This window comes from Isoptericola sp. NPDC056573, assembly GCF_042793335.1.
In the GTDB taxonomy this organism is placed as follows: Bacteria; Actinomycetota; Actinomycetes; order Actinomycetales; family Cellulomonadaceae; genus Isoptericola.
Window position 1 is genome coordinate 43,659 of the sequence record NZ_JBHTUY010000003.1, and the last position, 21,322, is coordinate 64,980.

Annotated in this window: 17 protein-coding genes; 10 read left to right on the forward strand and 7 right to left on the reverse strand. The window is 75.9% G+C overall.

Annotation, left to right across the window (positions count from 1 at the left end; all coding sequences use genetic code 11):
- Nucleotides 1-53: 53 nt before the first annotated feature.
- The 4 genes from ACFQ8E_RS05315 (at nt 54) to ACFQ8E_RS05330 (ending at nt 3,565) form a co-directional block, all read left to right on the forward strand.
- On the forward strand, nt 54-917 hold the full coding sequence (locus tag ACFQ8E_RS05315; RefSeq protein ID WP_430549541.1) for a PHP domain-containing protein: 864 nt from the start codon (nt 54-56) through the stop codon (nt 915-917).
- Entirely contained in the window at nt 914-1,552 is a 639-nt protein-coding gene (locus tag ACFQ8E_RS05320) for a MarC family protein (RefSeq protein ID WP_430549542.1), read from the forward strand. The genes ACFQ8E_RS05315 and ACFQ8E_RS05320 overlap by 4 nt, the downstream gene beginning before the upstream one ends.
- A gap of 64 nt (nt 1,553-1,616) precedes the next feature.
- Nucleotides 1,617-2,381 carry a FadR/GntR family transcriptional regulator gene (locus ACFQ8E_RS05325; protein WP_430549543.1) on the forward strand — a complete coding sequence of 255 codons (765 nt, stop codon included), beginning with the start codon at nt 1,617-1,619 and terminating at the stop codon, nt 2,379-2,381.
- Nucleotides 2,378-3,565, forward strand: coding sequence for a CynX/NimT family MFS transporter (locus ACFQ8E_RS05330; RefSeq protein ID WP_430549544.1), 1,188 nt, complete (start codon nt 2,378-2,380; stop codon nt 3,563-3,565). The genes ACFQ8E_RS05325 and ACFQ8E_RS05330 overlap by 4 nt, the downstream gene beginning before the upstream one ends.
- A gap of 10 nt (nt 3,566-3,575) precedes the next feature.
- On the opposite strand, the gene ACFQ8E_RS05335 is transcribed toward ACFQ8E_RS05330, so the two are convergent.
- Both ACFQ8E_RS05335 and ACFQ8E_RS05340 read right to left on the reverse strand, forming a co-directional pair.
- Nucleotides 3,576-3,872, reverse strand: a complete 297-nt coding sequence (locus ACFQ8E_RS05335; RefSeq protein ID WP_430549545.1) for a DUF1905 domain-containing protein — start codon at nt 3,870-3,872, stop codon at nt 3,576-3,578.
- Nucleotides 3,873-3,989: 117 nt separating this feature from the next.
- Nucleotides 3,990-5,663 (reverse strand): DEAD/DEAH box helicase, encoded by a 1,674-nt coding sequence (locus ACFQ8E_RS05340; protein ID WP_430549546.1) that lies wholly within the window; start codon nt 5,661-5,663, stop codon nt 3,990-3,992.
- Nucleotides 5,664-5,964: 301 nt separating this feature from the next.
- On the opposite strand from ACFQ8E_RS05340, the gene ACFQ8E_RS05345 reads away from it, so the two are divergent.
- Nucleotides 5,965-6,639, forward strand: coding sequence for a ferritin-like fold-containing protein (locus ACFQ8E_RS05345; RefSeq protein WP_430549547.1), 675 nt, complete (start codon nt 5,965-5,967; stop codon nt 6,637-6,639).
- Nucleotides 6,640-6,645: 6 nt separating this feature from the next.
- Here the strand turns inward: ACFQ8E_RS05345 and ACFQ8E_RS05350 are convergent, their stop codons facing one another.
- Entirely contained in the window at nt 6,646-6,870 is a 225-nt protein-coding gene (locus tag ACFQ8E_RS05350) for a DUF3107 domain-containing protein (protein ID WP_430549548.1), read from the reverse strand.
- Nucleotides 6,871-7,124: 254 nt separating this feature from the next.
- On the opposite strand from ACFQ8E_RS05350, the gene ACFQ8E_RS05355 reads away from it, so the two are divergent.
- Together ACFQ8E_RS05355 and ACFQ8E_RS05360 are read left to right on the forward strand one after the other, a co-directional pair.
- Complete coding sequence (locus ACFQ8E_RS05355; RefSeq protein WP_430549549.1) at nt 7,125-10,535, forward strand: PD-(D/E)XK nuclease family protein; 3,411 nt, start codon at nt 7,125-7,127, stop codon at nt 10,533-10,535.
- Nucleotides 10,532-14,284, forward strand: coding sequence for a UvrD-helicase domain-containing protein (locus tag ACFQ8E_RS05360; protein WP_430549550.1), 3,753 nt, complete (start codon nt 10,532-10,534; stop codon nt 14,282-14,284). The genes ACFQ8E_RS05355 and ACFQ8E_RS05360 overlap by 4 nt, the downstream gene beginning before the upstream one ends.
- 3 nt (nt 14,285-14,287) lie before the next feature.
- Here ACFQ8E_RS05360 and cynS read toward each other — a convergent pair whose 3' ends face one another.
- From cynS to ACFQ8E_RS05375, 3 genes are all read right to left on the reverse strand, one after another.
- Complete coding sequence (gene cynS, locus ACFQ8E_RS05365; RefSeq protein WP_430549551.1) at nt 14,288-14,737, reverse strand: cyanase; 450 nt, start codon at nt 14,735-14,737, stop codon at nt 14,288-14,290.
- 49 nt (nt 14,738-14,786) lie between these two features.
- Nucleotides 14,787-15,647: a formate/nitrite transporter family protein gene (locus ACFQ8E_RS05370; RefSeq protein ID WP_430549552.1), complete on the reverse strand. Its 861-nt coding sequence runs from the start codon at nt 15,645-15,647 to the stop codon at nt 14,787-14,789.
- A 195-nt stretch (nt 15,648-15,842) separates the two neighbouring features.
- On the reverse strand, nt 15,843-16,766 hold the full coding sequence (locus tag ACFQ8E_RS05375) for a macrolide 2'-phosphotransferase (protein WP_430549553.1): 924 nt from the start codon (nt 16,764-16,766) through the stop codon (nt 15,843-15,845).
- 143 nt (nt 16,767-16,909) lie between these two features.
- On the opposite strand from ACFQ8E_RS05375, the gene nudC reads away from it, so the two are divergent.
- Nucleotides 16,910-17,911 (forward strand): NAD(+) diphosphatase, encoded by a 1,002-nt coding sequence (gene nudC / locus ACFQ8E_RS05380; RefSeq protein ID WP_430549554.1) that lies wholly within the window; start codon nt 16,910-16,912, stop codon nt 17,909-17,911.
- 21 nt (nt 17,912-17,932) lie between these two features.
- On the opposite strand, the gene ACFQ8E_RS05385 is transcribed toward nudC, so the two are convergent.
- Nucleotides 17,933-18,202 carry a mycoredoxin gene (locus ACFQ8E_RS05385; RefSeq protein WP_430549555.1) on the reverse strand — a complete coding sequence of 90 codons (270 nt, stop codon included), beginning with the start codon at nt 18,200-18,202 and terminating at the stop codon, nt 17,933-17,935.
- 73 nt (nt 18,203-18,275) lie between these two features.
- Between ACFQ8E_RS05385 and ACFQ8E_RS05390 the strand changes: the two genes are divergently transcribed.
- A complete protein-coding gene (locus ACFQ8E_RS05390; RefSeq protein ID WP_430549556.1) occupies nt 18,276-20,312 on the forward strand; it encodes an ATP-dependent DNA helicase UvrD2 in 2,037 nt (678 codons plus the stop codon).
- Nucleotides 20,313-20,422: 110 nt separating this feature from the next.
- Complete coding sequence (locus ACFQ8E_RS05395) at nt 20,423-20,929, forward strand: hypothetical protein (protein WP_430549557.1); 507 nt, start codon at nt 20,423-20,425, stop codon at nt 20,927-20,929.
- The last annotated feature ends 393 nt before the right edge of the window (nt 20,930-21,322 follow it).

A 21,322-nucleotide genomic window follows, 5' to 3' on the forward strand; every position in this document is an offset into this window, starting at 1 on the left:
GGGGACGCCGTTTCGCGCGTGCGGGCGCGCAGGGCTCCCTAGAATCGGTGATCGTGACGCCGCCCCGGATCGACCTCCACACGCACTCGCGGGCCTCCGACGGCACGGACTCCCCGCGCGGCGTGCTCGAGGCGGCGGCCGGGGCCGGGCTGGACGTGGTCGCCCTCACCGACCACGACACGACCGCGGGCTGGGCCGAGGCCTCCGACGCCGTCGCGACGACCGGGGTCGCGCTGGTGCGGGGCACCGAGATCTCCACGCGCGTCACGACCGAGGGCGGCAGCATCAGCGTGCACCTGCTGTCCTACCTGCACGACCCCGACGACGCCGTCCTGCGCGCCGAGTGCGACCGCACCCGCGACGACCGCCTCACGCGGGCCCGGCGCATGACCGAGCGCCTCGCGGAGGACTTCCCGCTGACGTGGGACGACGTCGTCGCGCAGACGGGCGACGACGCGACGGTCGGCCGCCCGCACCTCGCGGACGCGCTGGTCGCGGCGGGCGTGGTGGCGTCGCGGGACGAGGCGTTCGCGACGATGCTGCACCCCGGCGCCCGGTACTACGTGCCGCACTACGCCCCGGACACCGACGCCGCCGTGCGCGCGGTGCTGGGTGCGGGCGGGGTGCCCGTGATGGCGCACCCGGGCGCGGGGGCGCGCGGTCGCACCGTGAGCGAGGAGACGATCGCGGCGCTCGCCGCCGCCGGTCTCGCCGGGCTCGAGGTGGACCACCGCGACCACGACGCCGCCACCCGCGACCGGCTGCGCGGCCTGGCAGGGGAGCTGGGGCTGCTCGTCACGGGCTCCAGCGACTACCACGGCACCGGGAAGCTCAACCGCATCGGGGAGCGCACGACCGCTCCCGAGGTGCTCGCCCAGATCGAGGAAAGAGGTCTGCTGGACGTGATCCGCCCGTGAGCGCGGTGCTCGACACCGCGCTGTTCACCGAGGTGTTCGTCACCCTGTTCGTCATCATGGACCCGCCCGGCACGGTGCCCGTGTTCCTGGGGCTGACGTCGGCGATGGGGGCCAAGCAGCGCAACCGCGCCGCGCGCCAGGCGATCCTCGTCGCGTTCGGCGTCATCGTGGTCTTCGCGCTGTTCGGCCAGCAGGTGCTGCACTATATGGGCATCACGCTGCCGGCGCTCCAGGCCTCCGGCGGGCTGCTGCTGCTCCTCATCGCGATGGAGCTGCTCACCGGCAAGATGGAGGAGCCCTCGCCGTCGGGCAACAAGGGCGTCAACGTGGCGCTCGTGCCGCTGGGCACACCGCTGCTGGCGGGGCCGGGCGCGATCGTCGCCACGATGGTGTTCGTCCAGCAGACCCGGGTGTCGGACTCCGGCGGAGCGCCCCAGCTGATCGCCATCGCGGTGGCGATCGTGCTGGTGCACGTGTGCCTGTACCTGTCGATGCGGTTCGCGAACGTCATCCACCGGGTGCTGCGGGAGTCGGGAGTCACGCTGGTGACCCGGATCGCGGGCCTGCTGCTCGCGGCGATCGCGGTGCAGCAGATCGCCACGGCGGTCACCGAGTTCGTCAAGATGGCGCAGTAGCGCCCCGGGGGCCGGCCGCGGTCGATGCCCCGGGATCGCAAACATGGGATGTTAGGGTCTTTCGGTGCCCGAGTCCGTCCAGCCCCCGGCCATGCCCATGACGTCGCCGATCTCCCCGCCCCGCAAGGTCTCCGAGCTCGTCGTCGAGCACCTGACCGACCTCGTCGAGCGGGGGGAGTGGCCCGTCGGGTCCCGTATCCCCGCCGAGCCCGAGCTCGTCGCCGGGCTCGGCGTCGGCCGCAACACGGTCCGCGAGGCCGTGCGCGCCCTCGAGCACGCGGGGATCCTCGAGCCGCGGCGCGGCGACGGCACCTACGTGCGCGCCGCCAGCGGCCTGGACGCCGCCATCAGGCGCCGGGCACGCACCTCCGACGCGCTGCAGGTGCTCGAGGTGCGCTCCGTCCTCGAGCGTGGGGCCGCGCGCGCCGCCGCCGGCCGGCACGACGACGGCGCCCTCGCCGCGCTGCGGGGCGCGCTGGCCGCCCAGGAGGCCGCCGCCCGCGAGGGCGGCGAGGACGACTTCCGGGCCGCCGACGTCGCGTTCCACGCCGAGCTGGTGCGGTCCGCCGGCAACGCCCTGCTCGCCGAGCTCTACGACGGCATCGACCACGTGCTCGTCCGCACCCTCGCCACCGACGCCCACGGCCGCCACCACCGCGACGTGCCCGGCCACCGCGAGGTCGTCGACGCCGTCGCCGCCGGTGACCCCGACGCCGCGGAGCGCGCCGTCGAGGCCACGATGGCGGCCGTCCGCGCCCACCTCGTCGACCAGGCCGCCGGCGCCGCGACGGGGTCGACGTCCGGCACGACGACGGAGGTGGACGCGTGAGCCTGCGTCGCCCGCTCGGGGCGGGGGCCGTCCTCGCCATCGTCCTCGCCGCGCTCAACCTGCGCCCCGGCGTGGTCGCCGTCTCACCGCTGCTGGGCGAGATCCTCGCCGAGGAGGGGCTGAGCGCCACCGCGGGCGGCGTCCTCACGACGCTGCCCGTCCTGTGCTTCGGGATCCTCGCCCCCGTGGCGCCCGGGCTGGCCCGCCGGGTCGGCCTGGAGCGCGCGCTGTTCGGCAGCCTCGTGCTGCTGTGCCTCGGCTTCGCCCTGCGGCTCGTGCCCGGGATCGTGCCGCTGCTGGTCGGCACGCTCGCCGTCGGCTCCGCGATCGGGCTCGGCAACGTGCTGCTGCCCGCCCTCATCAAGCGCGACTTCGCCGACCGGGTCGGGCTCATGACCGGGCTGTACTCGATGGCCCTGTCCGGCGGCGCCGCGCTCGCCGCGGGCCTCACCGTGCCGATCGCGACGGCCACCGGCATGGACTGGCGCGCCACCCTCGCGTCGTGGGGGCTGCTCGCCGTGCTCGGCGCGGTCGTCTGGGCGCCGCGCGCGCTCCGCTCGGCCGGCCCCGTCGGCACGCTGCGGCCGCCGGGCGCCACGCCCGCCGACGCCGTGCGGTCGGTGTGGCGCAGCCCGCTGGCCTGGGCGGTCACCGTGCTCATGGGCACGCAGTCGCTGTCGTTCTACGCGGTGAACGCGTGGCTGCCGGAGATCTTCGTCGCCTCCGGGCGGAGCATCGCGGTGGGCGGGTGGATGCTGGCGCTGACCAACCTGCTCGGCATCGTGGGCTCGTTCGTCACGCCCGTGCTCGCGGGTCGCCTGCGGCGGCAGCGCGCGCTCGGCGTGGTCATCGTCGCGCTCATCCTGACCGGCCTGCTGGGGCTCCTCGTCGCCCCGGGCGCCGCCGTGCTGTGGGTGGTGCTGCTCGGCCTCGGCCAGGGCGGCGGCATCAGCCTGGCGCTGACCCTCATGGCCCTGCGCACCGAGAACGCGGCGCGCACGTCCGAGCTGTCGGGCATGGCGCAGAGCGCGGGCTACGTGCTCGCCGCCTGCGGCCCGCTCGGGCTCGGCGTCGCGCACGACGCCACCGGCTCCTGGACGGCGCCGCTGGTGCTCCTCGTCGTGGCGTCCCTGGTGCAGGGCGTCGCGGCGTGGTTCGCCGGGCGGGACGAGATCGTCCGCTGACCGCCCGTGCTCAGAGGCCGACGGGCTCGAGCGTGACGCGGACCGTCGCGCCGGGCTCGAGGCCCTCGGCCACGCGCACCGCCTTCTTCATCGGCAGCACGTAGCCCTGCTGCTCGTCGCTGGGGAACACCGACGTCGACCACGTCGTCGTGCCGACGGTCACGGTGACCTTGATCGACCCGAACCCGCGCGGCGGCAGCGGCAGCTCGGCGAGCGTGTCGGACTCCTCGGGCGGCACGGTGACGAACCACCACGAGTCCGTGCGCACCTGCCACTGCCACAGCGGGGCCGAGAACGTCAGACGCATCCCCGCACGGTACGTCGTGCCCCGGACACGCATCGAGCGTGCTGACTCGTTCCTCAGACGTCTCGCCTGAGGAACGAGTCAGCACGCTCGATGCGTACCTGTGGTCGTGCTGGCGGGTCAGCCCTCCGACGGCGCCTGCGGGGCCGACGAGCCGCCCTCGACCGGGCGGCCGCCGCGGGTACGACGACGGTTGCGGTTGCGGCGGCGACGCTGCTCGCCGTCGCCCTGCTCGCCCGCACCGGACGCCGGGGCCTCGGCGCGCTCGCCGGCGCCGTCGGCCGAGCCCTGGCCGGAGCGCGAGCCCTGGCCGGAGCGCGAGCCGCCTCGGCCGCCGCGCGAGCCGCCGTCCCGGCGACCGCCGTCACGACCGCCGTCACGACCGCCACGGTGGCCGTCGCGCTGGCCGGACGAGCTGGTGCGCTTGCCCGTCTCGCCGAGGTCCTCGAGCTCCTCGGCCTCGAGGCCGCCCAGCTGCTGCTTGCTCTTGGGCAGGCGGCCCTTGGTGCCCTCGGGGATGCTCAGGTCGGAGAAGAGGTGCGGCGAGCTCGAGTACGTCTCGACCGGCTCCGGGAACCCGAGGTTCAGCGTGCGGTCGATGAGCTGCCAGCGGGGCACGTCGTCCCAGTCGACGAACGTCACCGCGGTGCCCTGCTTGCCCGCGCGACCGGTGCGGCCGATGCGGTGCAGGTAGGTGCGCTCGTCCTCGGGGCACTGGTAGTTGACGACGTGCGTGACGTCGTCGACGTCGATGCCGCGCGCCGCGACGTCCGTCGCGACGAGGACGTCGATGTGGCCGTGGCGGAACGCGCGCAGCGCCTGCTCGCGGGCGCCCTGGCCCAGGTCGCCGTGGATGGCGCCGGCCGCGAAGCCGCGGTCGCGCAGCTCGTCGGAGACCTTCGCCGCCGTGCGCTTGGTCCGGGCGAAGACGATGGTGCGCCCGCGGCCCTCGGCCTGCAGCAGGCGGGCCAGCACCTCGACCTTGTCCAGCGCGTGGGCGCGGTAGACCACCTGGCGGGTGTTCTTCACCGTCGCGCCGTCGTCGTCCGGCTCGGCCGCGCGGATGTGCGTGGGCTGCGACATGTAGCGGCGGGCCATCGAGACGACCGGGCCGGGCATCGTCGCGCTGAACAGCATCGTGTGTCGCACCGCGGGAGTGCGGGCGAGGATCTTCTCGACGTCGGGCAGGAAGCCCAGGTCGAGCATCTCGTCGGCCTCGTCCAGCACGACCGTGGCCGCACGGGTGAGGTTGAGGTGGCCCTGGTTGAGCAGGTCGACCATGCGGCCCGGCGTGCCGACGACGACCTCGACGCCGTTGTTCAGCATCTCGATCTGCGGCTCGTACGCGCGGCCGCCGTAGATCTGCGCGATGCGCACGGAGCGCTTCTTCGAGGCGGTGGCGAGGTCGTTGGCGACCTGGACCGCGAGCTCGCGGGTCGGCGCCACGACGATCGCCTGCGGCTTGCCGGGGGCGGGCAGCTCGTCGTAGCCGGGCTCGCCGGGCGCGACGACGCGGTGCAGCAGCGGGACGCCGAAGCCGAGCGTCTTGCCCGTGCCGGTCTTGGCCTGGCCGATGATGTCGTGCCCCTGGAGCGCCACCGGCAGCGTCATCGCCTGGATGGGGAAGGGGTGGGTGATGCCGGACTCGCGCAGGGCCTCGACGATCTCGGGGCGCACGCCGAAGTCGGCGAAGGAGACGTCCTGCGCCTGGATGGCTGCGGGGGTGGAGTAGTCGGGCTCGCCGGTGGCGGGAGCCGTGGGGGCCGCGGTGGCGGCGGGTTCGGTCGTGGTCACGGGTACCTTCGTCTGCTCGTCGGCGCGCGCGAACCGAGGGGCTCCCGAACGGGCGGGTCCGTCGACGGGCCGCACCGTTCAAGGTCACACTCGTCGGGTCGCAAGGAGCGCCGAGGTGGTCGGCAGCCGATCGCGGAAGAACGTCGCTCAGGCTCGGCGGGGATCCCGCCGGGCCGCTGCGGTCGAGTCAGTGGATTGAGACCCATGGCGTGACGACCGGGCAACCGAAGTACACGTCCATGGTACGCGACGGGCGCCCGGTCGGGGTGTGACGTCGACGGTCGCCTCTATCCTGAGGCGCGTGAGCCAGCAGCAGAGCACCCCGGACCCGGCCCTGACGACGCTCGTGGGGCTCGCGGCCTACACGGAGCTGGCGGCGTTCGGCCTGCTCTCGGCCCGGTCGGTGGACGCGCCCGACCTCGCCGTCCGCCAGACCCTGGCGACGGCGGCGGGGGAGTCGCTCGGCCGCCAGGAGCGGTTGCTCGCCCTCACCGCCGCACCCGGGGCCGACGGCGCGGCCGCGGCGATGGCGCCCTTCGACGGGGTGCTCGCCGACTTCGACGCGCGCACGCCCCCGTCCGGCTGGGCGGAGGGGCTGCTCAAGAGCGTCGTGGGGCTCGGCGTCGCGCAGGACCTGTGCCGCGAGCTCGCCGCCGGGCTGCCCGGCGGTGCGGGGGACTTCGTGGCCGCCGTGGGCGAGCCTCGCACCGACGACCCCGCGACCGCCGCGCTGGCGGGGGCCGCCGCGGCGGACGGCGTGCTCGCCGCCCGCCTGGCGCTGTGGGGGCGGCGCGTCGTGGGCGAGGCGCTGGGACTCGTGCCCGTGCTGCTCGCGGCGCACCCGCCGCTGGCCGCGCTGGCCGCCCGCGCGCGCGAGGCCGTCGACGACGGCGGCGCGTCCACGCAGGCGTGGCTCGTCTCGCGGCTCACCGCCGAGCACACGCGCCGGATGGACCGCCTGGGCCTCGCCGCCTGACGGGCGTCAGAGGGCGCCGAAGCCCACCCTGGCCTGCTCGGTGGCGCCCACCTCGACGTACCCGATCGTGGCGGTCGGCACGAGGATGGTGCGCCCCCGCGAGTCGGTGAGCTCGAGCAGCCCCCCGTCGGTGATGGCGCCGCGCACCGCGGCGGTCACCTCCTCCGCCGTCTGGTCGGTCTCGACGACCAGCTCGCGGGCCAGGTTCTGCACACCGATCGTGATCTCCACGTTGTTGTCTCCTTCGCGAGCCGCGCCGGTCGTGCCGGCGCGCGTCTGTCGGCCGTCTCCCGGCCGTCGGTCGATCCCGGTCTCCCGGACGTCTGCTCGATCCTAGCCACGCCCGCGCGCGGGGAAGGGCCCGGGACGCGTTTGTCAGCGGAGGGTGAAACCGGCGCGCCGCGCGCCGGGGACCGGGGCCGTCGCTGGGGCTGTCGGTGGGGCTGTCGGTGGGGCTGTCGGTGGGGCATGGTCGAATCGGTCCCGTGACGTCAGCACCCCTCACCGCCGTGCGCCTCGTGGTGCCGGAGCCTGCCGGCGTCGCGAGCGACGACGTCGTGCTCGACGCGACGCAGGAGGCCGCGGTCGCGGCCGCCCTCGGGGGCGACGTCACGCTCGTGGTCGGCGCCCCGGGCACGGGGCGCACGACGGTCGCGACGACGGTGGCGGTGCGGGCCATGCGCGGCCCGGGGGACGCGCCGGGCGTCGACCCGTCGCGCGTGCTGGTGCTCGCGGCGTCGCGCCGGTCGGCCGCGAGGCTGCGGGACGAGGTGACCGCGCGCGCGGGGCGCACCGTGGGGGCCCCGATGGTGCGCACGCCCGCGTCCGCGGCGTTCGCGGTGCTGCGGGCGCGGGCGGCCGCGCACGGCGACGCGGCGCCCACGCTGGTCTCCGGGCCGGAGCAGGACCTGGTGCTGGCGGAGCTGCTCGAGGGGCACCTGTCGGGAGAGGGCACCGACCTCGTGCTCCCGCCGGGGCTGCCGGAGGAGTCGCTCGGACTGCGCGGGCTGCGCCAGGAGCTGCGCGACCTCCTGATGCGTGCGGCGGAGCGCGGGCTGGGGCCCGTGGACCTCGACGAGCTCGGCCGCCGGCACGACCGGCCCGAGTGGGTGCTCGCCGCGCAGCTCTACGAGGAGTACCTGGACGTCACGACGCTGCGCCTCGGCACCCCGGACGCGGGTGCCCGGTACGACCCGGCCGGCGTGATCGACGAGGCGGCGCACGCCCTCGCGGGCTGGGACGACGAGCTGCCGGACGTGCCGAGACCGTCGTGGGACCTCGTCGTCGTGGACGACTACCAGGAGGCCACGGTCGCCACGGCACGGCTGCTGCACGTGCTGCACGACGCGGGCGCGCGGCTCGTGCTGCTGGCCGACCCGGACTCCGCGGTGCAGGGCTTCCGCGGCGCGTCCCCCGGACTGGTCGGGCGCGCTGCGGCCCCCGCGCGCGCCGGCGTCGTGGGGGCGTTCGACGCGCGCACCGTCGTGCTGGGAACGGCCTGGCGGCAGCCGGAGGGGCTGCGCGCGGTGACGCGGGCCGTGACGTCGCGCATCGCGACCGTCTCCGGCGCGCTGCACCGCGGCGCCGGTCCGCGTCCCGGCGTCCGCCCGGTGGAGGACGGCGAGGACGCAGAGAACGGAGCCACCGGTCACGGCTCCGACGCCGCGCCGTCGTCGGACGGGACGTCGTCGGACGGGACGGCGGGGGAGGAACCTGCTGGCGCGGAACCGTCGGGCGTGCAGGTCGCGGTGCTCGCCGGGCCGGCACAGGAGGCCGCGTTCGTGGCGCGCGAGCTGCGCGCCGAGCACCTGCTGCACGGCACGCCGTGGGAGCGGATGGCGGTCGTGGCGCGCAGCGGCGACCGGCTGGCCTCGCTGCGCCGCGACCTGGTCGCCGCGTCGGTGCCCGTGGCGCTGCTCGGCTCGGACCTCCCGCTGCGCGACGAGCCCGCCGCGGCGCCCCTCCTGGCGGCACTGCGCGTGTGCGCGGCCGGCGGCGGCGTCGACCGGCTGATCGCGGACGAGCTCGGGGAACCCGGGCCAGGCGCGGGCTCCGCCCTCGACGCCGAGACGGCGGCGCTGCTCCTCACCTCGCCGGTGGGCGGTCTCGACGCCGTGGCGCTGCGGCGCCTGCGCCGCGCCCTGCGGGCGGAGGAGCTGTCGGGCGGGGGCGGCCGGTCGTCGGACGCGCTGCTGGTGGAGGTGCTGGACGACCCGGCGCGCGCGGAGACCCTGCCGACGCCGGTGCGGCGCGGCCCCGTCGCCGTCGCGCGCGTGCTGGCCGCGGGGAGGGCCGCGGCCGCCGAGCCGGGCGCCACCGCGCAGACCGTGCTGTGGGCGGTGTGGGCGGCCACCGGGCTCGCCGACCGGTGGCGCGACGCGGCGCTCGCGGGCGGACCCGCCGGGGCGCGCGCCGACCGCGACCTCGACGCCGTCCTCGCGCTGTTCCGTGCGGCCGAGACGTACGTGGACCGCATGCCCGGCGCCCCCGTCGCCGCGTTCGTGGACTACCTCGCGTCGCAGGACCTGCCCGCCGACTCGCTCGCGGCGTCCGCGGTGGGCGCGCACGCGGTCGAGGCGCTCACCCCGGCCGGTGCGGCAGGACGCGAGTGGGACGTGGTCGTCGTGGTGGGCGTGCAGGACGGCGTGTGGCCCGACCTGCGGCTGCGTGACTCGCTGCTGGGGTCGCAGGCGCTGGTGGAGCTGCTCGCCGGGCGCTCGGACGACGCGCACGGCATGGGCCCGGAGGCTCGGCGCCAGGTGCTGGCGGACGAGCTCCGGGCGTTCGCGGTCGCCACGTCGCGGGCACGGCGCCGGCTGGTCGTGACGGCCGTGGAGGACGCCGAGGACGCGCCGTCCGTGTTCCTCGACCTCGTGGAACCGCCCGACGGCGACCGTGCGGGGGCCGAGGGGCCGGACCCGCGGCGGGTGACCGTCGGCCCGCCGCTCGACCTGCGCGGCGTGGTCGCCGAGGCGCGCGCGACCCTCGTCAGGGCGGCCGGGCACGGGGACGACGACGGCCCGGTCGGCGTCGCCGCCGCCCTGCTCGCCGACCTGGCCGACGCGGGGATCGCGGAGGCCGACCCGCGCACGTGGTACGGCGTCGCCGCGACGTCCAGCGACGCGCCGCTGTGGGGGCCCCACGACGTGGTGACGGTCTCGCCGTCCAAGGTGGAGACGGTGAGCACGTGCGCCCTGAAGTGGGCGTTCGAGTCGGCGGGCGCCACGGCACCCGACGCGACGCACCAGACGCTCGGCACGCTGGTCCACGCGATCGCGGAGGACCTGCCGAAGACGTCGCTGTCCGAGCTGCGCGCCGAGCTCGACCGTCGCTGGCCCGAGCTCGCGCTCCCCGACGGCTGGCCGTCGCGCCAGCTGCGCCGCCGCGCCGAGCAGATGATCGAGCGCCTCGCCGCCTACTACACGGAGGCGGGCGACCCGTTGCTCGTGGAGCCGGCGTTCGAGCTGACCGTGGGCCGTGCGCGCCTGCGCGGCAAGATCGACCGCGTCGAGGACGCGGGCGACGAGGGCGTGACCGTGGCCGACCTCAAGACCGGCCGCAGCGCGCCCGCCCGCGCGAAGGCCACCGAGCACCCGCAGCTCGGCGCGTACCAGCTCGCGGTGTCCGAGGGCGCGCTCGACCTCCCGCCGGGCACGCCCAGCGCGGGCGCTCGGCTCGTGTACGTCGGGACGCCGACCGTGGCGCCGACGCTGCGCGACCAGCCCGCGCTGCAGGTCGGCGAGGACGGGTCGAGCTGGGCGCGGGCGCTGGTGGAGAGCGCCGCCGACACGATGGCGGCGGGCCGCTTCACGGCGCACGAGAACGACCTGTGCCCCATGTGCCCCGTGCGCCGGTCGTGCCCCGTGCAGCCCGAGGGAAGGAACGTGATCGAGTGACCGGCGACGGCACCACCGGCACCGACGGCGCTGCCGCGCCGGAGCCCGGGGACGACCGTCCCCACGGCGGCCGCGACGACCTCGCCGCGGCGTTCGCGGACGAGACGTGGGCCGCGCTCGGCGAGCCCGGCCGCGAGGCCGACCTCGGGTTCCCCGAGCTCGCCGGCGTCGGCCCGGCCTCGCCGGACGCGGTCCTGTTCGACGATGCGGCGCTCTTCGGCGACTCCGCGCTGGTGGGCGGCCCGGCGGCCGACGGCGGCCCCGGCGCGACGGCGCGCCCCGCGCCGGCGGAGCCGCGGCTGTCCGCCCGCGACATCGCCGAGCTGCTCGGGCGGCCGTCGCCCACGGACGAGCAGGTCGCCGTCATCGAGGCGCCGCTCGAGCCCGTGCTCGTGGTGGCCGGGGCCGGGTCGGGCAAGACGGAGACGATGGCGGCACGCGTGGTGTGGCTGATCGCCAACGAGCTGGTCGCCCCCGAGGAGGTGCTCGGGCTGACCTTCACGCGCAAGGCGGCGGCCGAGCTCACCCAGCGCGTGCAGTCCCGCCTCGCGCAGCTCGCCCGGGCGCAGGGGCGCGCGACGTCGGGCCTGGACCTGCTCGCCCGGCCCACGGTCGCGACCTACAACGCGTACGCGGCCGCGCTGGTCGCCGACCACGGGCTGCGGCTCGGCATCGAACCCGGCTCCCGGCTGCTGGGCGAGGCGAACCAGTGGCAGCTCGCGGCGCAGGTCGTCGAGTCGTGGGCCGACGACCTCGGCACCGACAAGGCGGTGAGCACGGTCGTCGGCGCGGTCCTGGCGCTGTCGGGCGAGCTCGGCGAGCACCTGCTCCCCGTGGACGAAGCGCGCGACGCGCTGGCCGACGTCGTCGCCCGCCTCGACGCGCTGCCGCTCGGCCCCCGGCAGAAGAAGCGGACCAAGGAGGTCCAGGGGCTGATCGACTCGGTGGCGGAGCGGGCCCGCCTGCTCGACCTCGTCGCGGAGTACCGCCGCCGCAAGCGGGTCGCGGACTCGCTGGACTTCGGCGACCAGATCGCGTTCGCCGCCGAGCTCGCCAGGTCGGTCCCGGCGGTCGGCGCGACGGAGCGCTCCCGCTTCCCCGTGGTGCTGCTCGACGAGTACCAGGACACGTCGTACGCGCAGGTGGAGCTGCTCGCCGGGCTGTTCGGCGGCGGGCACGCCGTGACCGCGGTGGGCGACCCGCACCAGTCGATCTACGGCTGGCGGGGCGCTTCGGCGTCGGGGCTGGCCCGCTTCGGCGAGCGGTTCCGGACGCGCGCCGGCGCGCCGGCGGCCGTGCGCTACCTCAGCACGTCGTGGCGCAACGACGCGGCCGTGCTGGCGGCCGCGAACGTCGCCGCGGCCCCGTTGCGCGAGCGCGCACGGCACACCGGCACCGGCGTGGACGTGCCGCCGCTCGACCTGCGCCCCGGCGCGGGCACGGGCGTCGTGCGCGCGCACGTCGCCGCGACGAGCGAGGAGGAGGCGGAGGCGGCCGCGGAGTTCGTCGCGGCGCGCTGGCACCGCGCGACCCGCCGGGACGGGTCCGACCGGGTGACGGCCGCCGTGCTGTGCCGGGCGCGGTCGCAGTTCGCCGCCGTCGAGGTGGCGCTGCGGCGCCGCGGGCTGCCGGTGGAGGTCGTGGGCCTGGGCGGGCTGCTGTCCACGCCGGAGGTGGTGGACGTGGTCGCGCTGCTCGAGGCGGTGCACGACCCCTCGCGCGGCGACTCGCTGCTGCGGCTGCTCACGGGTCCCCGGGTCAACCTCGGTGCCTCCGACCTGCACGCCCTCGGCTCGTGGGCGTCGGACCTGGCCCGCGCCGACGGCGCCCGACCGGGCGACCGTGCGGCCGCGCCGGGCGAGGGCCCGGAGGAGGACGGCGACGCCCACGTCGTCGTCGAGGGCGACGTCGTGGACCACCGCTCGATCGTCGACGCGCTGGACGACCTGCCGGCCCCGGGCCGCCCCGCCCGCGACGGTCGCGTGCTGTCCGCCGCGGGCCACGGCCGGCTGACGGCGCTGGCCCGGCTGCTGCGCGAGCTGCGGGGCCTCACGTACCTCTCGCTGCCGGAGCTCGTGGTGGTGGCCGAGCGCGCGCTCGGCCTCGACGTCGAGGTCGCCACGGCGCAGGTGCTCGCGGACACGCTCACCCCGGCCACCGGCCCCGGGGGCGGTGCTGCCGCCGGCGTGAGCCTGCGCGGCCGGGAGCACCTCGACGCGTTCCGCGACGTCGCCGCGAGCTTCGCGCAGTCGGCCGACGTCGCGACGCTGGGCGCGTTCCTCGCGTGGCTCGGCGTCGCGGGCGACCAGGAGCGCGGCCTCGACATGCCCGTCCGCGAGCCCGACCCCGACGCCGTGCAGGTCATCACCGCGCACGCCGCGAAGGGGCTGGAGTGGGACGTGGTGGCGGTGCCCGGGCTGGTCGACGGCGTGTTCCCCAGCCAGGCGGAGTCGGCGCAGGGGCGGCTGGACAGCGGGTGGCTCACCGACGTCTCCGCGCTGCCGTACCACCTGCGCGGCGACGCGCCCGACCTGCCCGAGTTCACCTGGGCGGAGGCCGCCGACACCAAGGACCTCGCCGCCCGGCGCGACCGGTTCCGCGCGGACAGCGGCGCGCACCGCCTCGCCGAGGAGCGCCGCCTGGCCTACGTCGCGTTCACGCGCGCCCGCCGGGAGCTGTTCCTCACGGCGCACTGGTGGGGCACGGGCAGCACGCCGCGGCGCGTCTCGCCCTTCCTCGCCGAGCTCGTCGAGGGTGGGGTGGTCGACGCGGGCGGCTGGGCCGAGCAGCCCGACCCGGCGGCGGGCAACCCCCGCGACGACGTCGAGCACGCCGCGCCGTGGCCCCCGCCCGAGCAGTCCGCGGGGGGCGGACGCGCGGACGACCCCGAGCCCGGGACCGACACCGGGCCGGGCGAGGCCCCGACGCCGCGCGACGTCCTGCGGGCGTCGGCAGCCCGGGTCGAGGCTGCGCGCGCCGACCGTGCGCGCAGGGACCCCGCGAGGTCGGAGGGCGGCGCCGCGACCGGTGTGCTGCGCGACGCGGCGGGCCGCGACCTGGTGCTGCTGGCCCGCACGCTGCTCACGGAGCGGGGGGAGCGGGGGTCGCGCGAGGTGGAGCTGCCGGCGCACGTGTCGGCGTCGGGCCTGGTCCGGCTCGCCGGCGACCGCGCCGGGTTCGCGCTCCAGCTGCGCCGTCCGGTGCCGCAGGAGCCCACCGTGCACGCCCGCCGCGGCACGCACTTCCACGAGTGGGTGGAGCGGTTCTTCACGTCGTCGTCGCTGGTCGACGTCGACGACCTGCCCGGCGCCGAGGACGGCGAGATCGCGCCCGACGTCGACCTGGAGACGCTGCGGCAGCGCTTCACGGAGTCCGCGTGGGCGTCCCGCACCCCGCTCGCGGTCGAGGTCGACGTCGAGACGCCGGTGGGTGGCGTCATGCTGCGCAGCCGGATCGACGCCGTGTTCCCCGACGACGACGCCCCGCCCCCCGCCGAGGGCGAGGCGCCGGCGGTCGTCGTCGTGGACTGGAAGACCGGGCACGAGCCGCGCGACGCGGGCGCCCGCTCCGCCCGCGAGGTGCAGCTCGCCGTCTACCGGCTCGCGTGGTCCCGGTACACCGGGCTGCCGCTCGACAAGGTGTCCGCCGCGTTCGTCTACGTCGCGAGCGGTACCACCGTGCGCCCGCGCCGCCTGCTGGACGAGGCCGAGCTGGAGGCGCTGGTGCGGGGCGAGCCGCACCAGCGGTAGGCCTCACCAGCGGTAGTCGAGGAACTTCCCGTCGAGGGTCACCACCACGCGGTCGCCGTCCGGGTGGGCGCGGCGGGCGATGTCGACCTGGAAGTTGATCGCCGACATGATGCCGTCGCCGAACTCCTCGTGGATGAGCTCCTTGAGCGCCGGCCCGTACACGGCCAGCGCCTCGGTGAACCGGTAGATGGTCGGGTCGGTGAGCACCGCCTCGTCGCGCACCCGGTACGGCTGCAGCCGCAGGGCCTCGGCGACGTCCTCGCCCAGGCCGAGCAGCGTGCAGGCCGCGGACGCCTGCTCCGCGCTCATCGGGTGGTTGCCGAGCAGCGCGGCCGTCGTCCAGACGACCGGTGCGCCGACCTTGTCGGCGATCTCCTGCCAGGTGAGGCCGGAGCGGAGGCGGGCGGTGACGACCTGCTCGGCCGCGGCGGCCTTGGTCATGATCGGGTCCACGGGTGTCCTTCGGTCGGAGGGAGGTCTGGCGTCGACGTGGTGCGGCGGGTCAGCCGACCGGCGCGGCCACGCGGTCCTCGGCGACGGGCTCGGCCGGCGCGGGACGACGGCGCTCGGGCCGGGTGCGGTAGTGCGTGAGGTAGAGCGGGAGGCCGACGAAGGTCAGGCCGCCGACGAGGTTGCCGAGCACGGTCGGGATCTCGTTCCACACGAGGTAGTCCATGACGGTGAAGTCGCCGCCGAGCAGCAGGCCGGACGGGAACAGGAACATGTTCACGACGGAGTGCTCGAAGCCCATGTAGAAGAACAGGAACACCGGCATCCACATCACGACGGCCTTGCTGATCGTGTCCTTCGACATGAGGAAGGCGACGACGCCGGTGGAGACCATCCAGTTGCACAGCACGCCGCGGACGAACAGCGTGAGCATGCCGGCCGCGCCGTGGTCGGCGTACCCGACGGTGCGCCCCTCGCCGATGTGCCCGAGGGCCTGCCCGATCTCGTTGGGCGGTGTGGAGAACCCGTAGGTGAAGGTGATCGCCATGAGCACGGCCACCGTGAACGCGCCGGCGAAGTTGCCGCAGAACACGAGGCCCCAGTTGCGCCACATGCCGGCCCAGGTGGCGCCGGGGCGGCGGGCGATGACCGCGAACGGCACCAGCGTGAAGACGCCGGTGAGCAGGTCGAAGCCCATCAGGTACAGCATGATGAAGCCGATCGGGAAGAAGGCCGCACCCAGCAGCGGGTTCCCGGTGTTCGTCGAGATGGTCACCGCCATCGCGGCGGCCAGCGCGAGGATGGCCCCGCCCATGAACGAGCGGATGAGGGTGTCCCGGGTGGACATGAACAGCTTCTTCTCGCCGGTGGCGATCATCTGCGAGACGAAGTCCTGCGGCATCACGTACGACATGGCGGACCCTTCGGCGGGAGTGGAGGCGCTGGTGTGCCGCCGAGTCTCGTCGTCGCAGGTTGTGGCCACGTCGCCACGACGTTGAGGTCGTGTTTCGGTACCTCCCGAAGCCGTGAGCCCGGGGTTTCGCCGACCTCGCAGGCCGGGTCGAAGGGCTGTGAGACCGGCGGCTGCGAGACCGCCCCCTCGCCCTGGTCAGGCGGGGGCGTCCTCGCGGGTGGCCTCGTCCAGGTCGGCCAGCATCGCCTCGGCGTCGGCGACGACGTCGTCGAGCCCGCGGCGGACGCCGTGCAGCAGCCAGCGGGCCAGCGCGAGCTCGCCCACGAGCAGCGCGCGGTCCACGAGGCGCGCGTCGTGCAGCTCGGTGCGGCGCAGCTGGTAGGCCTCCATGATCGAGTCGACCGCGTCCGGCGGGGCGGCGACGAGGAGCCAGGCGAGGTCGTCGGCCGGGTCGGCCACGCGGGCGTCGGACCAGCCGCTGATCGCGGTGACCCGTCCGCCCGTGACGAGCATCTGGTCGGTGGCGAGGTCCCCGTGCACGACGACGGGCTGGAAGCGCCACAGGGCGACGTCCTCCAGGGCGGCCTCCCAACGGCGCAGCAGGGTGGGCGGCACCTTGCCGGTCGCGGCCGCCTCGTCGAGCTCGACCAGGCGGCGCTCGCGGTACTCGGCCGCGGTGTACGACGGCAGGCCGCACGACTCGACCACGGACGCGGGCAGCTCGTGCACCGCGGCGAGGGTGCGGCCGAGGTCGGCGGCGAGGCCGGGCCCGGGGCGCAGGGCCTCGAGGTCGAGGGCCGTGCCGGTCACGTGCCGGTGCACGACGGCGCGCCCACCCTCGGGCAGCAGGGCGAAGCCGGCCACCTGCGGGACGGTGAAGGGCAGCACGCCGGCGTCCACGTACAGGTGCAGCGCGTCGAGGAGCTCGGTCTCGGCCTCGAGGGCGGCCCCGGCCATCGTGGTGCGGGGGGCGCGCACGAGCCAGTCGACGCCGTCGTCGGCGGTGACGACGGCGACGTCGTAGTCGCCCGGGAGCTCCTCGGGGCGGACCGAGCGGGCGTCGAGGCCCGGGACGGCGGCCGTCGCGAGGGCGGCGAGGGCGAGCGGACTGCGTGGCACCCGCCCACCGTAGACGGTGCCGGGTCCCGCCCGGGAGCACCGCCGCGCGCGTGTCCGCCGACGTCCTGCGCGCCGTCCCGCCCGGCGCGCGCCCGTCGTCAGGGCGGGCACCCGAGGGCCGCCGCCGCGGGTACGGTCGAGGCGTGACGGCCCCCTTCGCGATCCCCGACCTCTCCTACACGCACGCCACCCACGACCGGGCGGCCGAGCGCCGCGCCGACCCGGGGCTGCTCCCGCGCCTGCTGGCCGACCCCACGACGCGCGTCGTGCTGGTGCTGCGCGGCCGCGTCGCCGTCGACGCCGAGGGAGACCTGCTCCTGGTCGGTTCGGCGGAGGCGGACGGCCTCCCGGCCGAGCCCGAGCGGGCCGACCGCCCCGACGCGCATGTGCCCGGGCACCGGTGGCTGTTCCTCGGCGGGGAGGACGGTGCGGGGCTGCTCGCCCTCGTGCTGCCCGACGAGGCCGACGCCGACGCGGTCGGGATCGAGGGCGTCTCCCCGGCCGCGCCCGCGTCGCGGCTGGCGCGCGAGCACGCCTGGGCGGGGCTGCGCGAGGTGGGCGGACGCCGCGGCGACGCGCTCGCCGCGGAGGCGGTGGCCCTCGCCGCGTGGCACGCGTCGCACGAGCGCTGCCCGCGGTGCGGCGAGCCGACCGTCGTCGAGCAGGCGGGCTGGGTGCGGCGGTGCCCGGTGCAGGACGTCGAGGTGTACCCGCGCACCGACCCGGCGGTGATCATGGCGGTGGTCGACGACGAGGACCGGCTGCTGCTGGGGCACGCCGCGCACTGGCCGGAGGGCCGGTACTCCACGCTCGCCGGCTACGTCGAGCCGGGGGAGGGGCTGGAGCAGGCGGTGCGCCGCGAGGTCGTCGAGGAGACGTCGGTCGTGATCGGCGACGCGCCCGGCGACGTCGTCTACCGCGGCAGCCAGCCGTGGCCGTTCCCGGCGTCGCTCATGCTCGGCTTCCGGGCGCGCGCCGTGGCGACGGACGTCGAGGTGGACGGCGCCGAGGTGACAGCGGCGCGCTGGTTCACCCGCGACGAGCTCGCCGCGGGGGTCCGTGCCGGCGAGGTGGGCCTGCCGGGGCGGCCCTCGATCGCCCGTGCCCTCGTGGAGGAGTGGTACGGGGAGGAGCTGCCCGGCTGACCGGTCGGCCGACCGGTCCCGTCAGGCGGTCAGGCGTGCCTTCACGTCGAGCAGCGACGGGTTCGTCGCCGCGGTGCCGTCGGGGAAGACGACGGTCGGGACGGTCTGGTTGCCGCCGTTGACCTGCTCCACGAACGCGGCCGTCCCCGGCTGCTCCTCGATGTCGATCACCGTGTACCCGATGCCCTCGGAGTCGAGCTGGGTGCGCAGCCGCCGGCAGTACCCGCACCACGCGGTCGAGTACATGGTGACGGTGCCCGGGGCGGGGAGCTGCGGCGTGACGACGGTCATCGGGATCCTCCTGTGACGGTGGCTGGGGACGACGGGAGCGGGGTGTCGGCGACGGCTGCGAGAATCGCAGACGATGTCGACCACCACCAACTCCCCGAGCGCCCCGCTTCATCCCGACGCGATCCTCGACGCCCTCGACCCCGAGCAGCGGGACGTGGCGCTGGCCCTCACCGGGCCGGTGTGCGTGCTCGCCGGTGCGGGTACGGGCAAGACGCGGGCGATCACCCACCGCATCGCCTACGGCGTGCGCACCGGCACCTACAAGCCGACGTCGGTGCTCGCGGTGACGTTCACCGCCCGCGCGGCGGGGGAGATGCGCACCCGGCTGCGTGACCTGGGCGTGGTCGGCGTGCAGGCGCGCACGTTCCACGCGGCCGCGCTGCGCCAGCTCGGCTACTTCTGGCCGCGCGTCGTCGGCGGCGCACCGCCGCGGATCCTCGAGCACAAGGCCTCCGCCGTCGCGGAGGCCGCGCGCCGTGTCGGCGTCAGCGTCGACCGGGTCGCCGTGCGCGACCTGTCGTCCGAGGTCGAGTGGGCCAAGGTGTCGCTCGTCACGGCGGAGGACTACGTGAAGGCGGCCCTCGTCGACGACCGGCCCGCGCCCTCGGGCTACGACCACCAGACGGTCGCGCGCCTCATCACCGCGTACGAGGACGTCAAGACCGAGCGCGGCGTCATCGACTTCGAGGACGTCCTGCTCATGCTCGCCGACATGCTCAACTCCCACCGGCAGGTGGCCGACGAGGTCCGCTCGCAGTACCGCCACTTCGTCGTCGACGAGTACCAGGACGTCTCGCCGCTGCAGCAGTTCCTGCTCGACCAGTGGCTGGGCGACCGCAAGGAGCTGTGCGTCGTGGGCGACCCGTCGCAGACCATCTACTCCTTCACGGGCGCGACCCCGCACTACCTGCTCGACTTCACGCGGACCTACTCCGACGCCCAGGTGGTGCGGCTGGTCCGCGACTACCGGTCCACGCCGCAGGTCGTGCACCTCGCGAACCAGGTGCTGCGCCGCGGCCGGGTCCCCGGGGCGCTGGAGCTGGTGGCGCAGCGCCCCGCGGGCCCGCCCGCGAGCTTCACGGCGTACGACGACGACGACGCGGAGGCCACGGGCATCGCCGCCCGGGCGGGTCGGCTGATCGCGTCGGGCGTGCGGCCCAGCGAGATCGCGGTGCTCTACCGCACCAACGCGCAGTCGGCGGCGTTCGAGTCGGCGCTCGCGGACGCCGGGATCAGCTATCTCGTCCGCGGGGGCGAGCGGTTCTTCCAGCGCAAGGAGGTGCGCGACGCGATCGTCCTGCTGCGCGGCGCGGCGCGGTCCGCCGACCCGGACCAGCCCATGCCCGAGCAGGTGCGCGACGTGCTCGTCACCGCCGGGTGGACCGAGCAGCCGCCTGCCGCCCGGGGCGCCGCCCGCGAGCGGTGGGAGGCGATGCAGGCGCTCGTCGGGCTGTCCGACGACGTCGCGGCCGCGGCGCCCGAGGACGCGCCGGCCACGATGGCGACCCTGGTCGGCGAGCTGGAGGAGCGGGCCTCGGCGCAGCACGCGCCCACGGTCGAGGGCGTCACGCTGGCCTCGCTGCACGCGGCGAAGGGTCTCGAGTGGGACGCCGTCTTCCTCGCGGGGGTGAGCGAGGGCCTCATGCCGATCTCGCTGGCGGAGACGGACGAGGCGGTCGCGGAGGAGCGCCGCCTCCTCTACGTGGGGATCACCCGCGCCCGCGAGCACCTGGAGCTGTCCTTCGCGCGGTCCCGCAACCCGGGCGGCCGGGCCACGCGCAAGCGCACCCGCTTCCTCGACGGGCTGTGGCCGGACGATCCCTCGGACCGGCGGGGCCGCGGACGTGCGGTGCGCGGCCAGGCGCGCCAGCAGCTCACCGGGGAGCACGACGTCGCCCTGTTCGACGCGCTGCGCGAGTGGCGGCTGTCGGTGGCCCGCGAGACGGACAAGCCGGCGTTCACGGTGCTGGGCGACGCCACGCTGGCCGCCATCGCGGAGCTCAAGCCGACGTCCGTGGCGCAGCTCGCGCGCGTGAACGGCGTCGGCCCGGCGAAGATCGACCGTTACGGGCAGACGATCCTCGCCATCGTGGCGGAGCAGGCCGGCTGAGCACGTACGGCAAAACCCGTATTTGTGAGCGGACCTGACGAAGACCCTTGTCGGGCCGACTGCCGGGGTGCCAGATTGTCGAGGTCCGTCCCCGACGAGAGGTGCCCTCCATGGTCCCGCCCGGGCGTTCCCGCCCCACCGCCCCAACCGGTCGCCGCGCCCGCAGGGCGCCGGCCGCGGGCGCCGGCCTCGTCCTCGCCGTCCTGCTGGCGGCCTGCTCCGCCGGCGGCACCGGCCCCGGCGACGGCAACGGTCCGCGCAGCGGCGGACACGGTGAGCACGGCGGATCCCCTGGGGCCGCCGGGGCCGGCGGCCACGCCGCGCACGACCTGCCCGCGGGCTTCACCGAGGCCCTCGAGAGGGTCACGACCGACCGCGGCACGGAGATCCTCGAGGACGGGCTGATCACCAAGGCCGAGGTGCAGGACCTGCAGCAGGTCCAGGTGGACTGCCTCGTCGGCGAGGGGTTCGACGCGAGCCGCGGCGACGGCGGACTGCAGGTCCGGGCGGTCCCGGACGGTCTCGACGACGCGGGTGTGGCAGCCGCGGTGGAGGGCTGCCTGGGCGACCTGGTGGTCATCGGACCGCTGGAGGCGGCGGCGTCGTCGGGGGCCTGAACGGGTGCCCGAAAAAACTCGTCGAAGAAATCTCGAAAAAAGATGTGGCGGCCTGGGCGAGGCCGTCTATGCTCGGAGAGTCCCAGACGGAGTGGCGTCTGCCGAGAGGCGGAGGTCCGAGAGCAGTGAGGAGGTGGGTGCACAAGATGGACACGATGACTCAGATCGTGATGGCGACCGCGTCTGCTGGCGCGCCCGGGTACACGTCTGCCCGTGGCGAGCTCGACGCCGTCCGTCCGTTCCGCGCGCGTCAGCACGGAGCAGGCAACGCCGATCTCCACATCGCACCCGACTCCGCCTCCTGGAGACATTCGGTCTAGAACCGGATCCAGGCCGCGGAGTCCCCCCGGGACCCGCGGCCTTCGTCTTTCCGCTCAGGGAAGAAGACCTCAC

What these genes read in the sequence shown, in the direction of transcription:
- ACFQ8E_RS05335 (WP_430549545.1), bottom strand. Translation starts at nt 3,872, where the DNA reads ATGCGTCTGACGTTCTCGGCCCCGCTGTGGCAGTGGCAGGTGCGCACG.
- ACFQ8E_RS05370 (WP_430549552.1), bottom strand. Translation starts at nt 15,647, where the DNA reads ATGTCGTACGTGATGCCGCAGGACTTCGTCTCGCAGATGATCGCCACC.
- ACFQ8E_RS05385 (WP_430549555.1), bottom strand. Translation starts at nt 18,202, where the DNA reads ATGACCGTCGTCACGCCGCAGCTCCCCGCCCCGGGCACCGTCACCATG.
- ACFQ8E_RS05390 (WP_430549556.1), top strand. Translation starts at nt 18,276, where the DNA reads ATGTCGACCACCACCAACTCCCCGAGCGCCCCGCTTCATCCCGACGCG.
- ACFQ8E_RS05395 (WP_430549557.1), top strand. Translation starts at nt 20,423, where the DNA reads ATGGTCCCGCCCGGGCGTTCCCGCCCCACCGCCCCAACCGGTCGCCGC.